Raw genomic sequence first — 19,022 nt, 5'->3', positions numbered from 1 at the left:
GAAGAAATTTCATCTTATATTGTCAATAGCCAAATCAAGAGCCAGTCTAGTTGCGAAACTGCTAACGCAGCTTTCATAACTAGGTTGGCTTCATTTATTTATTGATAGAATTTATGTTTTCCTTTTGAAGATGTTGCATCACGGTACACGGTACGATACCTTCTTTTGGATTGGAGGTGCCCAGTTCGTCGGAAAAACTTGTATAATGGTGTTATTGCACTTTTGTAATCTATTATTTTGTATTCTGAATCAGGGAAGCCTTCCCCGTGAGTGCCCGGAGCCAGCCGGGGGTGGAAGGTGGGACAAGGTTCCTGTCCCTATGTCCCTCACAGCAGTCCATCTACATCAAGGATTTCTAATTTCTTTTTTGAAAGCTGTTTTAGTAAGCCTTGTGCTTCGAGGTCAGCAATTTTTCGGCTGATCGTTTCTGGTGTCGTTCCTAAATAAGCGGCGAGGTCTTTTCTGCTCATCGGTAACACCACAGTTTTTCCTGAAGAAAGTTTGTCAGCCAGTTCAACCAGGTATAATGCAATCCGTGTTTCCACTTTCTCCGTCGCGAAGTATGCGGTTTGTTTTTCAGATCGTTCCAGTTTTTGTGAAAACTCCTGTAAGATTTTTAAAGAGATAGCGGGATATTTTTCGAGAAAAGCGTGAATATCGTCTCGCTGAATGATGCACATTTGTGTTTCCTCTAATGCTTCTCCGTAGGATTCATGGATAGATTCGCTAAACAAAGCATATTCACCAGTAAAGTCACCAGGGTGCAGAAGGGATACCATATGTTCTTTCCCAGATGCTGACAGACGGTAAATTTTCACACTACCTTTATGAACGATATACAAGGAGTCTGATTTCTCTCCGGCGCGATAAATCGTTTCTCCTTTTTTATATGTGGCAGATTGCACCGTTTCCATAATTTGCTCCAACTGTACTGGTTCAAGATGATTAAAGATGGGGACGATGGAAACGCATGCTTGCACGGAGCCAGCTGCAGCGCACGAATGATGATGCGCGCTACAGCCGCTATCTGAATGTCTCATGTTTACATTTACCTCCTTCAGCTTTGGCGCCGCGACCCTTTATCCAGCAACAGGTGCAGGCTGTAAATTTCGTTTTTTCAAACCCTTTTCTATTTTAAAACGAATGAGTCTCATAGCGTTCAGGATAACAAGTAACACACTCGCTTCATGGATCAGCATACCCGAGGCGAGGTGCACATTCCCCATTAGCACGCCAATTAAGAGAATCACGACTGTTCCGACAGCAAAAAACATGTTCTGCTTCATATTCACGGTCGTTGCTTTCGATAAAGCGAATGCATGGGAAAACTGCTTTAATCTATCAGCCATCAGGACAACATCTGCTGTTTCCATGGAGATATCTGTTCCGCCTTCCCCCATTGCCAAGCCGATTTCAGCTGAAGCGATAGCCGGTGCATCGTTAATACCGTCTCCTGCCATGGCAACTTTATGACCTCGATTCTGCAAGTTCTTCACAAACGCAGCTTTATCTTCCGGGAGGAGTTCTGCATGGAACTCATCAAGTCCTAGTTGTGTGGCAACAAGCTCTGCTGTGTGCCTATTATCCCCAGTAAGCATGATCAATTTCTTGATGCCATTGTCTCTGAGTTCTGCAAGTGCCTCGTAGGCATCCTCTCTAATCTGGTCGGAGATAGAGATAATTCCAGCAACCATTCCATCAATCGCTGTGAAAACTGCAGTACAGCCTTCCTTTTCACGGGCTATGGCATACTCCCTCACTTCAGTAGAAAGATGGATCCCTTCTTTTTCCAAGAGAGCTCTATTACCGATTGCGATTGTTTTTCCATCGACTGTCGCACGGATGCCGTTTCCTTTAATTACTTCACCATTTTCCAAGTTTTTCGCAAGAGGGAGCTTTCTATTTACTGCTTCCTTAACAATCGTCTGGCCGAGGTGATGTTCAGAAATGGTTTCTACTTCTGCCGCAAGTCGGAGTAATTCATTTGGATCTATGTTCATAAAAGAATGAACATCGGTGACTTCAGGCTGGCCTTTCGTCAATGTCCCGGTCTTATCGAATACGACTGTATCTACTTTGGAGAAGCGTTCCATTACATCGCCACCCTTAATTAGCACGCCTTTTTTCGCGCCATTACCTATGCCAGCAACGTTAGAAACAGGGGCACCGATGACGAGGGCTCCAGGACAGGCGATGACTAGAAAAATAACGGCTAGATGTAGGTCCCGTGTGATTAAGTAAACAAGGAAAGAGATTCCCGCAATAGATGGGGTGTAAATATTAGCAAATTTATCGAGAAACTTCTGTGTTTTTGATTTTGCCTCTTGCGCTTCTTCTACAAGCTCAATAATTTTTGAAAAAGTAGTATCGTCACCGACTTTTTCTGCGACCATTTCAATATATCCGTTATCTACTATTGTACCGCTGAACAGCTTATCTTTCACTTTTTTCATGGCAGGAACGGATTCGCCAGTTACCGCAGCTTCATTTAGAGTAGCCTTCCCTGATAGGATACTTCCGTCTACTGGTATTTTTCCCCCAGATCGAACGATGATGTGGTCTCCTTTTTCCACCTCTTCTACAGAAACGATCTTCGTTTTTCCTTCTCTTAATACTTCCGCTTCCTGGGGCGCCATATCTATCAGTTCTTTTATAGAGGATCTCGTTTTATTTAATGTTCGTTTTTCTAAATAAGCGCCGAAGAGAAATAGGAAAGTAACAACGGCTGATTCTACATATTCACCTATATAAAGTGCTGCAATGACGGCAATTGTGACGAGGAGATCAATGCTAAAAGTTTTCATCCGAAGTGCCTGAAACGCTTTAATAGAAATGGGCACACCGGCAGCTACTGTGGCTAAAAGTAGGGCTCCAGTCTGGAACGTTGTATTTCCTATAAGGTATGACATGAAAGCGACTATAAGGAGTACCCCTGATATAAAAGTTAGCTTCGTTGTTTGTTGATGAATCCATTTTGTCATAATGACCACTTCCTTCTATTATAATTTACATTCGAATTATTCTTTGTTGTTCCTTCACATCTTCTCGCGGTATCAACGATCTCAATTTTCTTTCTTCTGTTTGTCCCTCATCAAATGTAACGAATATTTTCCGAAGTCTTCGATAGACGATTACTTTTTCGACACCGTTCAGTTTGAGAAGTTTTCCTTCTATTTTCTTTAAACAAATGTGGCAAGTTAACCCGTATACATTTACGACGATTTTTTTCATCGTCAGTCGCCACCTCTCTTTCTCTACCTTGAAATATTTCTTAGTTTCATAGTAACTCTATCGTTCAAGAAAAAAATTGACGGTAATCAAGAATAATAGATTTTTCTTTTTTTAAAACTTGACCGTCGTCAAGGAATGGGGGGGTCTTCTGTTTTAAAATGAAGGTAGAAAAATAAAGGAGAGATGAACGATGACGACAGTAAAGTTCCAGTTAGAAACACTTACATGTCCATCTTGCGTAAAGAAGATTGAAAGTAACTTAAGAAAAACAACAGGGGTAAAGGAAGCGAAGGTACTCTTTCATTCAAGTAAAGTAAAGGCAACCATTGACGAAACCCAAGTAAGTGCCAATGACCTAGAAACCATCATCACAAACCTGGGCTACCCCGTTCAGTAATCATGGGTAATCGTGGGGACGGTTCTCGTGAGTCGTTCTGGATGGGGTAAGGGGAAGATACCGAATTTTGAAACCAGATGGAACCTTTATTACTCAGCAAGTTGGTGACCAAAATAACTTAGATTTATCACAGTTTTTATAAGAAAATGAGTTAGAAATAGTTGAAGAGGATTTCAACTTGCATACACTTTTGAACGATTTAAAAAAATCCAATTTTAAAGTTTTAGATGGTCAAGAATGTTTTCCAAAAAAAGTTTCTTTGACATTGGAGCACTCGTATATTTTGCAAAAATAATTGAATGGATATTTCCAGGCTTCTCCGAGAAAAATGCTTTGATAAGTTGTTAATGTTACAAGAACAAATGGGGATAAATGGTTACATCGGAACCGTTGAACACCGATTTTTAGTTATAGCACATAAGAAATAAATGTATAAGCATTTGTAGACATCATGAGAAAAATTCTCGTAATGCCAATTCCGCTAACGGTGAGCTTATTTAATATGATCTAACATAAAAATCCATTCTCAAATTGCAGAGAATGGATTTATAACTTTTCGGAATGACTTTCTATCGTTGAAACAATTTCGTCAAATGTGTATTTATGATTAACTACATCAACTGTAAAGTCTTGTTCTTCTTTAATTCCCATCGTCCAACGGTAATGGTTTATTTTCAAAAAGACAATTAATGAAGCAAGAGCTGTTCGCTTATTCGCATTATGAAAGGCATGGTTCTTTGCAATTGATTCAAAAAGTGCAGCTGCTTTTTCGTAAATTGTAGGGTAAGCGTCACTACCCAACACTGATTGTTTAGGACGATTTAGAGCTGAGTCAAGTAACTTTGGATCTTTTACTCCTGTTGGCTCATTAGGTGAATATAGTCGAATTTGAACGGTATTAATAGCGATAACTTGATTTGTTGTTAAATAGACAACCTCATCCATCATCTGTCCACTAACCCTTTAAATGCTTTGTCATGCTCTTTAATCACATCATTTAAAATTTCCATGAATTCAGCATCAACGCCTTCAGGAAGTATTATCTGTTCTTTTTTTCTCAACACGATTTTTCCATCTTTAACTTCAACTTGGACATCATCTCCCTGTGCTAAGCCAACTTGTTTAAGCAATTCAGCAGGAAGGGTAATTCCAAAACTATTTCCAATCTTAGTAACTTTTCTTTCGAATTGTTCCAAAAGATCACATCCCCGTTATTATTGTTATAACTATTATAACACATAAAAATGAGTTTAAAAAAAAGTCTATTTGTATGTGAATTTTTTCACTTAAGCTAACGGGAGATCCTTAGTTCGATAAGCAAACATGAAAACAATGGCTCGAAGACAGTTCTTCGTTTCATTTTAATATGCGAATTATACTGTGATTTTAGTTGTGAAAGATGTGTGATTTAGCGTATGAATTTGTCTGTGTTTTGCCGTTTTGCACCTCACTAGTAAACCCGTTAATTAATTAGGGGGGGCTTTTTTTGCATCGGGAGAACCGTCCCGGCGAATTCACTGACTAATGATAATTAATGGAAGCCCTTTCTTACGTAGTGATTATGGACTATACTGATAGTGACTTGATCATTTTGACCAAACTGTGTGACAAGCATAGGGCGCAAAGCCACGGGTCTAATCATAAGGTGTGTCAGCCGGGGTGTATTTTTCAAACTGTTGTATAAGCCAGTTTTTTTGTGGTTAAAAAAAGTGGTTTCTTAGCATTCTATGAATAAATATATAGTAGGTTAGTTGAACTGCGTAGGTAGGTGAATTGGATGATATTTTTATTTTACTGCATGTTGTACTTAATTCCAGCGGGGATACTTATATATTTGGCAGGTATGATTTATAGTCGAAATCGTCAAAGTGCAAGGCATATTACGTGCAGTTTGTTGTATGTATGTACGGCTATGTGGTTTGTGGGAGTATTTGCTTCTCTTGTAAATTATCCACTATATTTTAATGAAATTAGTCTATATTGGGTGAATGGAACCATAACTATTGGGGCTTTATTATCTCTACATCTTTGGTTCATGAATGGAGATGTTTATAAAAAGAAAAACGGGAAATACCTAAAGCTTATATTTGTTCCAGGTATTGTGATGTTACTAACGTTTCCGATTGATTCGTGGATGATAAGGGGTGATGGAAATGCCTTAAATCCAATGTTTATCCCTGGGCCAGGGTTATATTTGTTGTGGGGTATTGATTTTGCGTATTTGGCAATTATCATCATTCTAACGATTATTGAAATGAAAAAAGGAAATAGTGCTGCTAAATTGTGGCTTAAAGGGATTTTATTGTATTTTATCTGGACAACCTTTATGTTAATGGCGTCCATAGTTTTGGAAAGTTCTAGTTATAATTTCTTCTTCTATTTGATTCCACATGGATCATTATTTTGGGCTTTTGCTATCTTTCTTAGTATGTCACGATTCGATTATTTATCGTCGTACGAGAAACGGTATAATATTTTGTTTCAGCGATCTCCTTCTGGGATCCTTATTATGGATGAACAAGGGGTAGTTCTTGAGGCAAGTCCACAAATCTCGAAATATTTAGGTGTGGAAAGGGAAAAGGTTGTTCAATCACCGGTAATATCATTTTTATATGGTATAGATAAGGAAAAGTTTTACAACAAGTACAATATGGTTTTTGAAGAGCAAATAAAAGTTGAAAATCTAGAGCTTTCATTCGTTAATAAAATTGGAGAAAGGAAAACAATATTAATAGATTCTGATTTTATTTTAGTAGAAGGAAAAAGGTTTTTGTTTGTCATGTTAAAGGATATTACAGATGCGAAAACAAAAGAAGAGAGGGTTCAGTATTTGGCTTACCATGATATCTTAACTGGCTTGCCAAACCGAGCTGCATTTGAGAAACAGATAGATTATCTTTTAGACAACGAGATTGAGTTTAATCTTCTTTTGCTAGACTTAAATAAATTGAAGAGTATAAATGATACTTTTGGGCATCAAGCTGGGGATCATGCCATTCAGCATGTCGCTACTATACTACAAGGAGTTATATCAGATAAACATCATGCTGCTAGGTTAGGTGGGGATGAATTTGTTTTGTTGCTTGGGGTTAAGGAAACAGAAGTGATTATTAAAACTATTCAGCAGCAACTTACAAAGCCTTTGAAGCTTACTACTAAACATGAAATACGTCTCTCTGCAAGTATTGGTGTTAGTCACTATCCATCTGATGGTCAGACAATGGACCAATTATATAGCGTAGCGGATAAACGGATGTATGTGGATAAGAAGGGAGTATTGTAGGGGGGACTCACTCACACGAACCGTCCCGTTTCCCACGAGTTTAATTGAAGGTGTAAGATTTTAAAGAATCCGTAATGTGTAATAAACAAGCCACCAATCAGGTTGCTTGTTGTTTTTGATAAATGATCAAATAGAGGTAACGAGAAATAAATATCATGAAGATATAAAAGGGGGTAGTTTCCAACATTCGTTTGAAGTTTAATTTTAAAATACCTAGACTATTTAAGGATATTTCCATAGCCACAGTATAAATCAACATTGAAAAACGATTAAATATTCCTGGTTTTGAAGCATTTTTCATAGCAATGTATGAGAAAACGGAACTGTAAATAGGTGCTATTACAAAATGTTCTTTCCAAGTATGATGGATTCCTGTACCAAATCTAAAGTGACGTAGTAAAGCAGATACATACATTAAGGAAATGGTTATCACATTAATCGATAAGTAATGTGCGATTGACAATGCCCACTTCCTTTTATTTGTAAGTGCTTTATGAAAGAAATCACTTATATAAAAATAGAGATTAAGTAAAATTAAAGTGTAAATAGGCTTCCACCAATAAACCCTATACACTTTTAAGCGTATAAATAAATTTTCTATGAGAAAATAGATTAAACTAAAGCTACATTTCCACCTCCATTTCATATTGTTTAATGTAAGAAATGTAGCTGAAATTGGTACATATATGGCTTGAGACAGAATAGCTCCAAGAATTCCATCTACATAACGATTTTTAAATATGGAAGGTCTGTATCTGTATGCATAAAATAAGTTTAAGACTGGGTACTCAAATACGTATGCAAATCCGATATTAGATAGCAATAAAAGCCAAACACTTTTATGTTTTTTTTGTTTAAGTAATCTTATAATCAAATAGAGATGGAGGAGTGTTAATATACAAAAAGGTAGCGAGTTTTTGTTTATTATTTTTTTAAACAAATAAAATACCTCCTTGAGCAAGTAAAGTGATATTTCAAGGTTTTGCTTAATTCAAGAAATATATGTGTTCAGTTTTAGCGTAAGTGTCAAATATCATCCACATTTTAATCAGTAATAGATTTTGGGATAATCTCTTCAAATCAAAGTTTGAGGAGGTTTTTTACTTTAACTTCCTCAAGTGGATATCAATGTTTGAGCATTAGCTTCTAAAACCCTAAATAGCTAAGTTGTTATTTTAGATCCATAAATCCGATTAAAATGTGGAAATCCAAACAAAATAATAAGGGGCTCATGTAAAAAATGAGAAGTATAAGTTAATGGTAGAAGAAATATAATAGCTTATTTACTTTACTTCTACTTGTATCATTATTTTATAATATAATTATCCTCCATTTTTAAACTCATCCCATCCATTACATATAGATATTCTTCATAGCTATCACCACAAATACGGTACCCTTCCTTACTTAAAAAATCTTTTATTTTTTCATAAATTTCATGACTCATTTATAACTTCCTTTATGGTAGCCTATTACATATTGTCTAGCTTTTTTTATTAAAATTTCTGCTAAGTCAAGTTGATCCGTTCGGATATACAAATTCGAATAATTTAAGTAATCTCCCGCCTCTACTTGATCTTGACGAATCAAAGCTCCACCATCATCAATGATAACCCCTTCTTGCCTTATATATTTAAAAAACGACATAATTGCCTTCGTACTCTTGGGGACGGTTCGTGTGAGTCGTTTTTGATGGGGATAAGGGGACTTTGTTCTGTTTAGGTATGTAAATGGAGAAGAGCCTTCATGATGTTCAATTTTTTATTGATAGATTTCAGTACGAAGGTTCGTAGGGGTGGTTATCTTTGAGTAATATTGCTATAGAGGACGATATTGTTTATGAAAGCGGGGAGTGGAGGAGATGATGATCTTTTGTTAAGGGGGTTTTACAGATAGAAGCTGCCAATAGTTCCAGAAACAATAAAAAAGGGATTATGCGGAAAGATAGATGGATACAATGAAGCCTAGTTACGAAGTTGCTGGCGCAACTTCGTAACTAGGCTGGCTTTAATATAAAATTTTAAAAATTTTATGTTCTTTTTTGCATCGGGAGAACAGTCCCCGGTGAGTCCAGTGAGCCCTTAACCTGCAAGCTTTCTACATTCTTCTGCACATCGGAAGCAAGCTTCTGCACATTTTTGGCAGTGATCGTGAGAATGTTTTTTACACTCGTTTCCACATGCCTCACAAATTTCCGCACAAACCTTAGCTAGTTGTGATGCAAACGGTGTACCTCTTAAGAGAGCTTGTTCTAAGTATCCACAAATATCGGCACATTCTCGATCTAATCGAATACATTCTGCCATCCCATTCAAATCCTTTTCCTCTAAACAAGAATCAAAACAGTGACTGCAAGCCTCCATACATTCATGTAACACATTAGCTATTGATGCATATTGCTGATGTGGCATCAGTATTGCCTCCTTTAATAATAACGTACATATATTCTGTAGCCGTCCTACTTCATTTTTAAACAGGGAATCGTGGATGGTTCGTGGGGACGGTTCGTGTGAGTCGTTTTTAGAATTTTTGGTGATAACATAGGTGTTTAATTGGGGAAGTGACCTCATATTATGCATTCAATTACAAAAAAAAGAGCCAGCAACTGTTACGAAGTTGCTGAAGCTGCTTCAGCAACAAGGCTGAAATTATTTAGCGGAAAATTGATAGCCTTCATGTATTTACCCATTTCAGAAATCTGCTGAATCATCATATTGTTTAAGGTTGTTGTGAGAAGGTTCTTTTTGCATCGGGAGAACCGTCCCCATGAAAACTGCCTTCACTCTATTAAAAAAACTAGATATTAATGGTTGCTGGGTGTAATATGAGCTTATCACTATAGGAATCATCCATTTAAAATACGAGGAGGAAGGGTCAGGCAAAATTATATATCAATTTTTCTTTATTCTGAGATGCAATGATGTATGGAATGACATGATATAACATGACATGACACGCTTTCAGGAACGATGCCTTTTGTTTTTTCGGAAAATTAAAATTATTGAGAGGTTGATGAAAGTTGACAATGGATACGAAGGGTTTGCCATTGAATGAATTTGCCGTGAAGGAACCTACTATTTTTAATCATATTGGAAATAAAATAAAAACGGATGATCGGGAAATTGACATTATTGCGAGATTGGGAGAGCCTCTCATTGTTATATTAGGGAATGTGTTGAGTGAAGAAGAGTGTGATCAATTAATTTGCTTGTCAAAGGATAGAATGCAACGGTCGAAAATTAGTAATAAAACGGAAAATGATCTTCGAACTAGTAACAGCATGTTTTTCCAGGAAGGAGAAAATGATGTTGTGATTAGAGTTGAAAAAAGAGTTTCACAGATTATGAATGTATCTGTTGATCATGGAGAAGGTATTCAAATTCTTAATTACGAGGTTGGTCAGGAGTATAAGGCTCACTTTGATTTTTTTCAATCGGAGGCGAATCAGCGGGTGAGTAATCCTAGAATTAGTACGCTAGTCATGTACTTAAATGATGTGGAGAGTGGTGGAGAAACGTATTTTCCAAAGCTGAATTTTTTTGTAGCGCCGAAGAAGGGAATGGCCGTGTATTTTGAATACTTCTATGAAGATACAGTGTTAAACGAATTAACGTTGCATAGTGGAGCACCTGTTATCGTTGGGGAAAAATGGGCAGCAACCCAATGGATGAGACGACAGGGGAGACATATGCGGTAGTACCGCACATAAGGTTCTAGGAGGAGAGAGTAGCACAATCTATTATTCACATAGGCTCCCTTCTACTCGACTTATTGAGTCGTTTATTAATAAATAGTTTATCCGATATTGCTAATATTAAGGTGCATGAGTATAAGTAATGTTTAAACAAAAAACCAGCCTTGTTTTAGGTTCAAATGGAGACCTACAATAAGGCTGGCTTTATTATGATTTTAGAAAGAAAGGTTTCGATGTTTTTTTGATTCAAAGGGGCGCATCATCAGAACCGTCCCTGTGATGCCACTGTGATGCCACTGTCGACAATAAAATAAACTTTTTCAAAAAAACGCATGGAAGATAATTATGCTGACCTATTCACAGTGTGTTTATGTTAATCTAATAGGAAATAACAAAAAAAGGGATTTTTATCATGTATAAATTACTATCATGGATAGCAGTATTCGCTTGGATGGGACTTATTTTCTATTTATCGCATCAACCGGCGGAAGAGTCAAGTGAACTCAGTTCAGGTGTCGCAGAGGTTATTATCACAACAGTGGAAACAGTAGCGCCTAATGTGGAACTTAATATTAGAGACTTTCATAGTATCGTAAGAAAGAATGCTCATTTTTTTATCTACTTAGGATTAGGTATACTTGTGTTGAACGCTATTCGGAGTAGTGGCATCAAAGGTAAGCGTAGTGTTGGTCTCGCACTAATCATTTGTGTCCTGTACGCAATATCGGATGAAGTTCACCAGCTATTCGTACCAGGTAGAAGTGGAGAAGTAATGGATGTGGTCATTGATGGTCTAGGATCCAGTGTCGGAATCGGTATTTTTCTAATATTGGAGAAGCTTATAACAAGGAAGCGTAACCTTTCAAAAGGTAGGAAGGTTATTAGGCAAGTAAGTTGAACATGTGGGATAGTGTTGCATGGGGCTCATAGGGACGGTTCGTATGAGTCGGATTTCTTTGGTCTCGGGGGCGGGGATCAAGTCGGTTCGTATGAGTCCGATTGCAGATATCAATAAATTAATGAAGAGAATATATCGCGTATAAAAATAGCCAGCCTACGTGAGAAGTTGTAGCTTCTCACGTAGGCTGGCTTTCCTAATCCGACAATTAATTGTCTCCTTTTATTTATTCCGTTCAGAAACATATCGTCCCGCACCGCACCGCACCGCACCGCACCGCACCGCACCGCACCGCACCGCACCGCACCGCACCGCCAAATTGGTGAGTGGGTGCTTTTGCTTTAGCTTTCACATCGGAAGAACCGTCCCAGCGAATTTCCATGTTTTATTAAACATTTGCATCATTAGAACCGTCCCCATGAAGCCCATGAAGCCCATGAAGTCCACTAGGGTGACTCAGGAGAACCGTCCCGCTGATCCGCTGCCACCCGTGATTCGTGAATAATTATTCGTTATTCTCAAAGACTACACTTGATTATGATGTTTTTCGGGGGTTATATAGAATGGATAAAAGTGAAAATCATGTTAGGTTAACTTCTGCTGAGATTGCTGCCCTTTGGACTGCATATATGAATGCTTGTATGTCGAAGTGTATGTTGAGTTTTATGATAAAGCATATTGTGGATGAAGAAATTTATCCTGCTGTGGAACAGACATTGAAAGTATCGAAGACGCAGGTGGAGCAGTTGATTGAAATTTTTAAAGAAGAGAACTTTGCAATACCGATTGGGTTTGGTGATGATGATGTGGATGTAAATGCTCCTAGTCTTTATACAGATACTTTCTGTCTGACGTATATCAATCATATGGGGAGAGCAGGTATGATTGCGAATAGTGGCTTTATATCTATGTCTGCTAGAAAGGACATAAGAAGTTTTTTTACAAAAGCTTTAAACGATACTTCCAAAATTTACAATGAAACGACTGATATTGCGTTGAATAAAGGGGTTTTTGTGAGGGCTCCCTATATTTCTGTTCCTAGTGAACCGGACTACATTGATAGTAAAGGGTATTTGAGTGGGTTTCATTTGTTTAATAAACAACGGCCAGTTAATGCAGTAGAAATTTCTCATTTATATATGAATACACAAACGAATCTAATTGGAACAAAACTGTGCTTGAGTTTTGCTCAAACATCCCCAACAAAAGAAGTTCAACAATTTATGTTAAGAGGGAATGAGATATCCAAAAAACATATGAAGGTCTTTACCTCCGCTTTACTTGACAACAATATTCAATCTCCAATTAGTTCCGATGTATGTGTTACGGATTCCATCGTTCCTCCATTCTCGGATAAGCTTATGATGTTTCATATGGGGTTACTTAGTGCAGCTGGTACGGGTAATTATGCGACTGCAGCTGCCGCAAGTCAAAGAACTGATTTAGTTGTGGATTATGAACGTCTTTCCATAGAAATTGGTCAATATGCAAAGGAAGGTGCGGATATTATGATAAAAAATCAGTGGTTAGAGCAACCGCCGGGAACAGTAGATAAAGAAAAATTGGCAACAAAAAAAAGAGTCAAATGACTGATAAATTTGAGGTGGATGTGCAAACTGATGGTAAGGGGGCGATAAAATGCTTCAATTATTAAATCTTATTTTGAAGTCAGTTTTACCAAATTTGGTGGAAAAGATTAACAGGATGAGGATCAATTTAAATAGCTTTTTATACCTCCTCAGGCTTAGGAATGCGTACATCTAACATGTAATTATATGATTAAGCCTGTATGCTGGCTCTTTTTTAGGGCCAGTATTTTTTGTGAAAAAATAAGCCTGTGTTATGTGGAAATTATGCTGCTGCTTTTTCCCTGCTTGTTTGGACTAGGGAGTCTCGCACCATTTTACGAAAAAAATCAATTTTTATTTATAGCAGCACCGTGGTTTTTGAAAACCATTCATTATTCTATTTTATAAAAACAATTACCAGTTATTTGAAGTGGTTTTCTTTGATATTACAGTATTTTAAGGGGAAACATATAAGCAAGAAATTGGAATTCGGAGGTTTTTTTAGGTGGATAATGGAAGAATTATTAAACTCACTTCAGCGGAAATTGCAGCATTATGGTCCATGTATATGGCAGATTCAGGGTCGATCTGTTTATTTAAGCACTTTTTACAGAATGTAGACGATCAGGATGTTAAGCCCGAAATGGAATTTGCTTTAGACATTGCAGAAAAGCACATAGTTGAATTAAAAAGGATATTTGAAATAGAAGGAATTCCAAGTCCAATTGGTTTTAATGAAGAAACAGATTTGAATATAAAGGCACCACGGTTATATTCAGATACATTTTATATGTATTTTTTGCTTAATACAGCGAAAAATGGTTTTGCTACCTATGGGATGGCTGCTGGTGTAGCAACACGGAAGGATATGTTAAATTTATTTAATATGGCTATCGATCAGTGCCAAGAAATTAATAATAGAGTAACCAATGTTATGCTACAAAAGGGAATTTATATTAAGCCTCCTTCAATGGATTTAAAACATCGAGCTAATTATGTAGCAAAAGAGAGCTATTTAAGAGGATGGTTTGGACAGAGGAGAACCCTTTCTGCTACTGAAGTTACCCATTTGTATCTTAACCACTACAATAATGCTTTGGGAAAAGCTCTATTAATGGGGTTTAGCCAAGTAGCACAAACTCCAGAGGTGCGGGATTATTTTATCAGGGGACACGATATTGCTCGAAAGCACGTTGATATTTTGAGTTCTATATTACATGAGAGTAGTGAACCTGCACCGATGATGTGGGATACAGATGTAATGGAGAGCACAATTCCCCCATTTTCGGAAAAATTAATGATGTTTATAACTGGAGGAATCTCTGCTATGGGCATTGCCAATTATGGTGGGTCCATGTCACAAACATTCCGACACGATATAGCTGTTCATTATTTAAAAATGCTATCGGAAGCTGGGTTATTTGCAGAGGATGGTGCTTCTATCATGATCAACCACGGCTGGTTCGAACGCCCACCCCAAACCATCGATAGAGAATTTATTACCAAGGGCCAGTGACCCGTGTGTGGTTCATGTGTGGTTCGTGCGGGTGTGTGTGGCTGTGTGTCGTGGGGACGGTTCTCGTGAGTCGGAAGTGTGGGACAATGGATCTTGTCCCATCTTTTTTTTGCCGCTTCTTTTTGGAATAATAGAGGAAAGGCATAAGAAGTACGATGAACTCTGTGATTATATTTATTCATTTGCAAAGGATTTTGGATATGATGATTTGATAGAGTACGATAAGTCATTAAATAGATATTTGCCAACACTTAAATTTGATGAATTTGTGCAACCGATTATTGATGAAAATGATAAGCGGTTTTTGGGGAGACGCTTAGAACCCGTTTGGCAACAAGGGATGTGAATAAATTAGAGTCAGACTTACCTTATGGGGAATACGTTGATTTAGTGATGGAAGCAATGAAGAAGTATGAAAAGGAGTTTGAAAAGAATGATATTGCCAACTTGACCATTGACTCTTGTTGACTCGTAGGGACGGTTCGCTTGAGTCTCATTATCGATCGCTTCTATAAATCTATGAAGCGTGAAAAAAAAGCCAGTGTTATTGTGAAGTTGCTGACGCCACCTTCACAACAACGCTGGCTTTACTATTCAGAAAATGTATACCTGACGGAACAGAATTGCAGTATCGACATATTGCTGTTTTAGTGTCGATGTGTATGTTCATATTCGCATCAGTAGAACCGTCCCCATGAATTCCCTGTGTGTTGTGGGAAAGTACATAAGTCCTATGATTTCGACAAAAAATGCGTGTTCGATATAAATATCCGATGCTATAATGGTACATGTTGCGGAAAAAGGTCGAATAAGGAACCTTTGGATCAGGTCATTTGAACCAAGTTCCTTTTCATCTTATTTTTAGCCAAGATACATGCAATAAAGGAATATGCAAGTTACGTACATATGGTTTGAAATGGACTAACTAAATTTATTGAGGAGGAGTGGGAAAGATTGAATTTTAAAAAGGTTATTTTTATTGGTGTAATGGTTGTGGCCATGTTAGTTATATCGGGCTGTGGTCAGGCGATCATTGATATTAACAAGGATGGTTCTGGAGAGGTTAAACAAGTTATACCACAAACAGGTTTTTTTAGCGCAGAAGATATTGAACGAGAGATTGAAAGAGAGCTGGGGGACGAAGTTAATGGACTAAGGGTTAGATCCAATAATGAGGAAATTGAAGTAACCTTTTCTTTTTCTAATATAAGTGACTTGGATGATCGAGCTTATATTGTCCCTGTGGCAGACTATGTTGTAGCTGGTCAAAATTTAGATGGCTTGATTCAGGTTGATGAAGATCTAGAGTGGTCTGAAACAATGGAAGGATTAGCATTAAGAGCACCTAGTGGTTTACTAGAGTCTGATGAAACAATTATTCATTTGCCAGGTAATGTTATTGCTCACTCTTCGAATGTGGTTTTAACAGATTCAGATGTTGTAGAAGTATCTTATTCAGGTGAAATTATTATTGTTTACGAGACTAATTCTTCTATGGCTATAGTATGGATTGGATTATTGATATTAATTGCAGGTGGAGCTGGCGGATATTTTTACATGAAGAAAAAGCAGACATCCACAGAGACAAAAGAGGAAGAGGGTGAAATTAGTGCGTAAAAAAATAAGTATTATATTTTATTCCTTCATTATAATAGCAATTGCTGCAGGTTGCTCTGCAAGTGCAACAGCTACATATCACGAGAAGCTAGCAGAAGGTAACGAGTTAATGAATAACATGAATTTTTCTGAAGCAATAGAGATTTATGATCAAATAATAGATGAAATATTGCCTGGAGATGATTATGAGACAGGTAGAATAGCGATTACCAACAGCCTTCGTGCGGAAGCTGTAAATATGCTACAGAGAATTTCGGTGTTAGAGGAAGGGTATAATGAATCCCTTCATTTGTACAGTACAATGGATGGAAATGTGGAAGCACAAGTTTATCGACAATTACTACAGCAATTAGATGGAACAATGGCGCAATTTGGTGAGTTAACTCATTTGGACATGTACAAAGAATTAGCTGATATGAAATCATCTGTAGAAGATATGATTAATAATAATGTCATTACTTTTTATTCGGAACAAATCAATACGGCTATTGCTGAGGAAAATCTTGCTATGGCAGATCAATATTTAGACCAATTGAATGGCTTCCATAATGTTTTGCCTGACTATGTTTCAGAGCATACGGTAGTTTCTCTTGTGGACCAAGTTGAGGAACTTAAAAGCAGGTATGTATTTTTTCCTGAAGTAGCTGTGAACTGGAATAAAGTTATATTGGAAAGTGAACGTGGGACAATTGAGACGGAAGGGATTATGAAGACAGACTCTGGTTTTGATCTGTATATTTTTTATAATGATGATTACGCACTGCAAGCTGGACTTATGAATGTAAATCCTTACTTAATTTTTTCCGATGGTCAAACTGCAAGTGCTTCAAGTTCATCTGTTAGGAAATATGATAACAAAACATTACAAAAAATAAGTTTTCGAGTAAATGATCGTACTTATGAGGATATTTCGAGAATTAATGTAGAGATTCCTTCCGTACAAGAGGATCCATTTAATCTATCATTTGATGGTATAGATGAAACAAATCTTGTTACAATACCTGGAGTCAGGTCAATTAAAGCTCTTCACCGTCCGGAATGGGTATATGAAACAGATGATTATGACGTTCATATTGATCGTTTTTTTGTAGAGGATTATAAGATTGAAATCACTGGTGAAATAATACCTCACAATGATGTGACTGTGAATCAATATTCTTATATTCATTTACCGAAATCTGGTGAGGTGAGTCGTATCAATAGTCATGGTTTTTGGGGTCCAAATGAAATTGAGTTGTTTGAAGGTACAACAAGATCCTTTGAGTTAGTGCACAATTTAAATAGTCCTGTGACAGAGTTTCATACATATATAGGGCTTGCTATGTTTGAACAATTAGGATGGATCAATCTTATTACTGGTGAAAAATACACAGGTGATGGTCCAGTAAATTTGAATGATATAAATAAAGATGTTTCTTCTGATTATGAAGCTTATTACGATTCAAGAAATGAAAAAGATCTTATTAATCAATCTGGGGAGCTTGTAGATGCTGCATCTGTTATTTTTCGTAGAGGAGCATTTTACAGTGGCAATGATTATAAGTTTGATTTAATGGATAGATTTGAAACCTTTGAAACAATCGTTCATGTTCAACATGGTACACATGGAGTGGATAATGGGTCAACGGAGATAGTGTTCAAAAACGAAGAAGGGGATATCCTTTATACATTGGATGTGGAAGAGGACCATTCTGCCTATTCGTTAGAGTTAGATGTGTCTGGTGTCCGTGAACTAACAATCACATTTAATCAACGAAGAGGATCAGAAGGAAGACATAATATAATTTTTGAAAAACCAGAATTCCAATAAAGGATAAGAGTACAATTTCTAGTTTTACGTGGGACAAGGGTTCTTCTTGTCCCAGCTACTTTTGAAAAAACGAGGTTGAACTGGCGAATTATTGATATACTTTTTGATTATGGAGTATGGCTATCTTTTTACTAGAATAACTAACTCACCGCAAAAGAGATTTGTTACATTTCATTTTATAAGAGAAAGGGAGAGGATGCACGATGGATTGTCCTAAGTGTGGAAATTTAGTTGAAGAGGGTGCAAATTTTTGTTTGAAATGTGGTTGTAGTTTAAATGAAAGTTCAGATGAGGTTGCGGCAACTGCACAAGAAACTGAACAAAAAAGTGGGGAACCTAACCCGTATATTGAGAAGGTAAAAACGGGAAGTATGAATTACTGGAAATTTTTTGTGGAGATGTTGAAATCTCCTACTAGTAAAGTTAACTCTGTTGTTAAATCTGATTTTTTAAATGGTAGTATTACTTTAGTGTTGTTATCTATATTTTTACCACTCATTGTTTTCACTCATATTAAGGTGCAATTTGGTCAATTTGTAAATGTATCGTTTTTTGATACAGTAGTAAGCCCATTCTTTTACATACTCATTTTTATTACTATTACTAGTTTCGTTATCTTTGCGGTTACAAAATTCTTTAATCAATCTTCATTAACATTTTTTGATGTGGTGGCTAAGTTTGGAGCCTACAATATTGTATCGATTTGTTTCTTTTTAGGAGCATTTGTTTTTGCAATCATAAAGGCAGTAAGTTTTAGTATGTATTTCATATCATTTGGACTATTATCATTTATTGTAACAATAGCTTTAACCCTTTATTCTTTGAAAAAGGATGAAAAGGCAACTCGAGTCGATCCAATCTATGGAGCATTTATTGTTTACTTAGCTTTAGCTATTGTTCTTTTGATTATTGGAGAAAGCTTCTTATACCAAATGAATCAAATGCTTTGGAGATTTTAGAGTCCTCACGGTGACTCGTGGGGACGGTTCTCACGAGTCGTCTCACATA

Annotated in this window: 20 protein-coding genes; 11 read left to right on the top strand and 9 right to left on the bottom strand. The window is 37.0% G+C overall.

What is annotated here, in order from left to right; genetic code table 11:
• Positions 1-326: 326 nt before the first annotated feature.
• The 3 genes from QA612_RS18110 to QA612_RS18100 are packed head-to-tail and all read right to left on the bottom strand — an operon-like array spanning position 327 to position 3,231.
• Positions 327-1,040 carry a Crp/Fnr family transcriptional regulator gene (locus QA612_RS18110; protein ID WP_278285236.1) on the bottom strand — a complete coding sequence of 238 codons (714 nt, stop codon included), beginning with the start codon at positions 1,038-1,040 and terminating at the stop codon, positions 327-329.
• Positions 1,041-1,079: 39 nt separating this feature from the next.
• Complete coding sequence (locus QA612_RS18105) at positions 1,080-2,981, bottom strand: heavy metal translocating P-type ATPase (protein WP_278285234.1); 1,902 nt, start codon at positions 2,979-2,981, stop codon at positions 1,080-1,082.
• 25 nt (positions 2,982-3,006) lie between these two features.
• Positions 3,007-3,231: a heavy-metal-associated domain-containing protein gene (locus QA612_RS18100; protein ID WP_278285233.1), complete on the bottom strand. Its 225-nt coding sequence runs from the start codon at positions 3,229-3,231 to the stop codon at positions 3,007-3,009.
• A 190-nt stretch (positions 3,232-3,421) separates the two neighbouring features.
• Between QA612_RS18100 and QA612_RS18095 the strand changes: the two genes are divergently transcribed.
• Positions 3,422-3,628, top strand: a complete 207-nt coding sequence (locus QA612_RS18095) for a heavy-metal-associated domain-containing protein (RefSeq protein ID WP_278285232.1) — start codon at positions 3,422-3,424, stop codon at positions 3,626-3,628.
• 546 nt (positions 3,629-4,174) lie between these two features.
• Here the strand turns inward: QA612_RS18095 and QA612_RS18090 are convergent.
• Positions 4,175-4,576 carry a type II toxin-antitoxin system death-on-curing family toxin gene (locus QA612_RS18090; protein ID WP_278285231.1) on the bottom strand — a complete coding sequence of 134 codons (402 nt, stop codon included), beginning with the start codon at positions 4,574-4,576 and terminating at the stop codon, positions 4,175-4,177.
• The gene (locus tag QA612_RS18085) at positions 4,573-4,824 is read right to left on the bottom strand and encodes an AbrB/MazE/SpoVT family DNA-binding domain-containing protein (RefSeq protein WP_278285230.1); all 252 of its coding nucleotides are present in this window, start codon (positions 4,822-4,824) and stop codon (positions 4,573-4,575) included. Before QA612_RS18085 ends, QA612_RS18090 begins: the two co-directional genes overlap by 4 nt.
• Before the next feature lie 647 nt (positions 4,825-5,471).
• Here QA612_RS18085 and QA612_RS18080 point away from each other — a divergent pair.
• The gene (locus tag QA612_RS18080) at positions 5,472-6,911 is read left to right on the top strand and encodes a sensor domain-containing diguanylate cyclase (protein ID WP_278285252.1); all 1,440 of its coding nucleotides are present in this window, start codon (positions 5,472-5,474) and stop codon (positions 6,909-6,911) included.
• 97 nt (positions 6,912-7,008) lie between these two features.
• On the opposite strand, the gene QA612_RS18075 is transcribed toward QA612_RS18080, so the two are convergent.
• The 4 genes from QA612_RS18075 to QA612_RS18060 all read right to left on the bottom strand — a co-directional run bounded on the left by QA612_RS18075 (position 7,009) and on the right by QA612_RS18060 (position 9,322).
• On the bottom strand, positions 7,009-7,851 hold the full coding sequence (locus tag QA612_RS18075; RefSeq protein WP_278285229.1) for a hypothetical protein: 843 nt from the start codon (positions 7,849-7,851) through the stop codon (positions 7,009-7,011).
• Between the two features lie 366 nt (positions 7,852-8,217).
• A complete protein-coding gene (locus QA612_RS18070) occupies positions 8,218-8,358 on the bottom strand; it encodes a hypothetical protein (protein WP_278285228.1) in 141 nt (46 codons plus the stop codon).
• A complete protein-coding gene (locus tag QA612_RS18065) occupies positions 8,355-8,558 on the bottom strand; it encodes a hypothetical protein (RefSeq protein ID WP_278285227.1) in 204 nt (67 codons plus the stop codon). Before QA612_RS18065 ends, QA612_RS18070 begins: the two co-directional genes overlap by 4 nt.
• A 434-nt stretch (positions 8,559-8,992) precedes the next feature.
• Complete coding sequence (locus QA612_RS18060) at positions 8,993-9,322, bottom strand: four-helix bundle copper-binding protein (protein ID WP_278285226.1); 330 nt, start codon at positions 9,320-9,322, stop codon at positions 8,993-8,995.
• Positions 9,323-9,936: 614 nt separating this feature from the next.
• Between QA612_RS18060 and QA612_RS18055 the strand changes: the two genes are divergently transcribed.
• From QA612_RS18055 to QA612_RS18015, 9 genes are all read left to right on the top strand, one after another.
• A complete protein-coding gene (locus QA612_RS18055; RefSeq protein ID WP_278285251.1) occupies positions 9,937-10,608 on the top strand; it encodes a 2OG-Fe(II) oxygenase in 672 nt (223 codons plus the stop codon).
• A 409-nt stretch (positions 10,609-11,017) separates the two neighbouring features.
• Positions 11,018-11,503, top strand: a complete 486-nt coding sequence (locus QA612_RS18050; protein ID WP_278285225.1) for a VanZ family protein — start codon at positions 11,018-11,020, stop codon at positions 11,501-11,503.
• 563 nt (positions 11,504-12,066) lie between these two features.
• Positions 12,067-13,092, top strand: a complete 1,026-nt coding sequence (locus QA612_RS18045; protein ID WP_278285224.1) for a DUF3231 family protein — start codon at positions 12,067-12,069, stop codon at positions 13,090-13,092.
• 484 nt (positions 13,093-13,576) lie between these two features.
• Entirely contained in the window at positions 13,577-14,587 is a 1,011-nt protein-coding gene (locus tag QA612_RS18040; RefSeq protein ID WP_278285223.1) for a DUF3231 family protein, read from the top strand.
• Between the two features lie 37 nt (positions 14,588-14,624).
• Positions 14,625-14,933 carry a hypothetical protein gene (locus tag QA612_RS18035; protein ID WP_278285222.1) on the top strand — a complete coding sequence of 103 codons (309 nt, stop codon included), beginning with the start codon at positions 14,625-14,627 and terminating at the stop codon, positions 14,931-14,933.
• Positions 14,915-15,055: a hypothetical protein gene (locus QA612_RS18030; RefSeq protein ID WP_278285221.1), complete on the top strand. Its 141-nt coding sequence runs from the start codon at positions 14,915-14,917 to the stop codon at positions 15,053-15,055. The genes QA612_RS18035 and QA612_RS18030 overlap by 19 nt, the downstream gene beginning before the upstream one ends.
• 486 nt (positions 15,056-15,541) lie before the next feature.
• The gene (locus QA612_RS18025; protein WP_278285220.1) at positions 15,542-16,204 is read left to right on the top strand and encodes an LPXTG cell wall anchor domain-containing protein; all 663 of its coding nucleotides are present in this window, start codon (positions 15,542-15,544) and stop codon (positions 16,202-16,204) included.
• The gene (locus tag QA612_RS18020) at positions 16,197-18,014 is read left to right on the top strand and encodes a hypothetical protein (RefSeq protein WP_278285219.1); all 1,818 of its coding nucleotides are present in this window, start codon (positions 16,197-16,199) and stop codon (positions 18,012-18,014) included. Before QA612_RS18025 ends, QA612_RS18020 begins: the two co-directional genes overlap by 8 nt.
• A 203-nt stretch (positions 18,015-18,217) precedes the next feature.
• Positions 18,218-18,973 (top strand): zinc ribbon domain-containing protein, encoded by a 756-nt coding sequence (locus tag QA612_RS18015; protein WP_278285218.1) that lies wholly within the window; start codon positions 18,218-18,220, stop codon positions 18,971-18,973.
• Positions 18,974-19,022: the final 49 nt, after the last annotated feature.

This window comes from Evansella sp. AB-P1, from assembly GCF_029688925.1.
GTDB lineage: Bacteria > Bacillota > Bacilli > Bacillales > Salisediminibacteriaceae > Evansella.
Note: the sequence above shows the minus strand (reverse complement) of the source record. Positions and strands in the feature narration are given on the sequence as shown.

Excerpts from the sequence above, each read along its gene's own strand:
- QA612_RS18090 (WP_278285231.1), bottom strand. The coding sequence starts at position 4,576 with ATGATGGATGAGGTTGTCTATTTAACAACAAATCAAGTTATCGCTATT.
- QA612_RS18045 (WP_278285224.1), top strand. The coding sequence starts at position 12,067 with ATGGATAAAAGTGAAAATCATGTTAGGTTAACTTCTGCTGAGATTGCT.
- QA612_RS18100 (WP_278285233.1), bottom strand. The coding sequence starts at position 3,231 with ATGAAAAAAATCGTCGTAAATGTATACGGGTTAACTTGCCACATTTGT.
- QA612_RS18105 (WP_278285234.1), bottom strand. The coding sequence starts at position 2,981 with ATGACAAAATGGATTCATCAACAAACAACGAAGCTAACTTTTATATCA.
- QA612_RS18110 (WP_278285236.1), bottom strand. The coding sequence starts at position 1,040 with ATGAGACATTCAGATAGCGGCTGTAGCGCGCATCATCATTCGTGCGCT.
- QA612_RS18060 (WP_278285226.1), bottom strand. The coding sequence starts at position 9,322 with ATGCCACATCAGCAATATGCATCAATAGCTAATGTGTTACATGAATGT.
- QA612_RS18015 (WP_278285218.1), top strand. The coding sequence starts at position 18,218 with ATGGATTGTCCTAAGTGTGGAAATTTAGTTGAAGAGGGTGCAAATTTT.
- QA612_RS18070 (WP_278285228.1), bottom strand. The coding sequence starts at position 8,358 with ATGAGTCATGAAATTTATGAAAAAATAAAAGATTTTTTAAGTAAGGAA.
- QA612_RS18055 (WP_278285251.1), top strand. The coding sequence starts at position 9,937 with ATGGATACGAAGGGTTTGCCATTGAATGAATTTGCCGTGAAGGAACCT.
- QA612_RS18080 (WP_278285252.1), top strand. The coding sequence starts at position 5,472 with ATGATTTATAGTCGAAATCGTCAAAGTGCAAGGCATATTACGTGCAGT.
- QA612_RS18095 (WP_278285232.1), top strand. The coding sequence starts at position 3,422 with ATGACGACAGTAAAGTTCCAGTTAGAAACACTTACATGTCCATCTTGC.
- QA612_RS18065 (WP_278285227.1), bottom strand. The coding sequence starts at position 8,558 with ATGTCGTTTTTTAAATATATAAGGCAAGAAGGGGTTATCATTGATGAT.
- QA612_RS18050 (WP_278285225.1), top strand. The coding sequence starts at position 11,018 with ATGTATAAATTACTATCATGGATAGCAGTATTCGCTTGGATGGGACTT.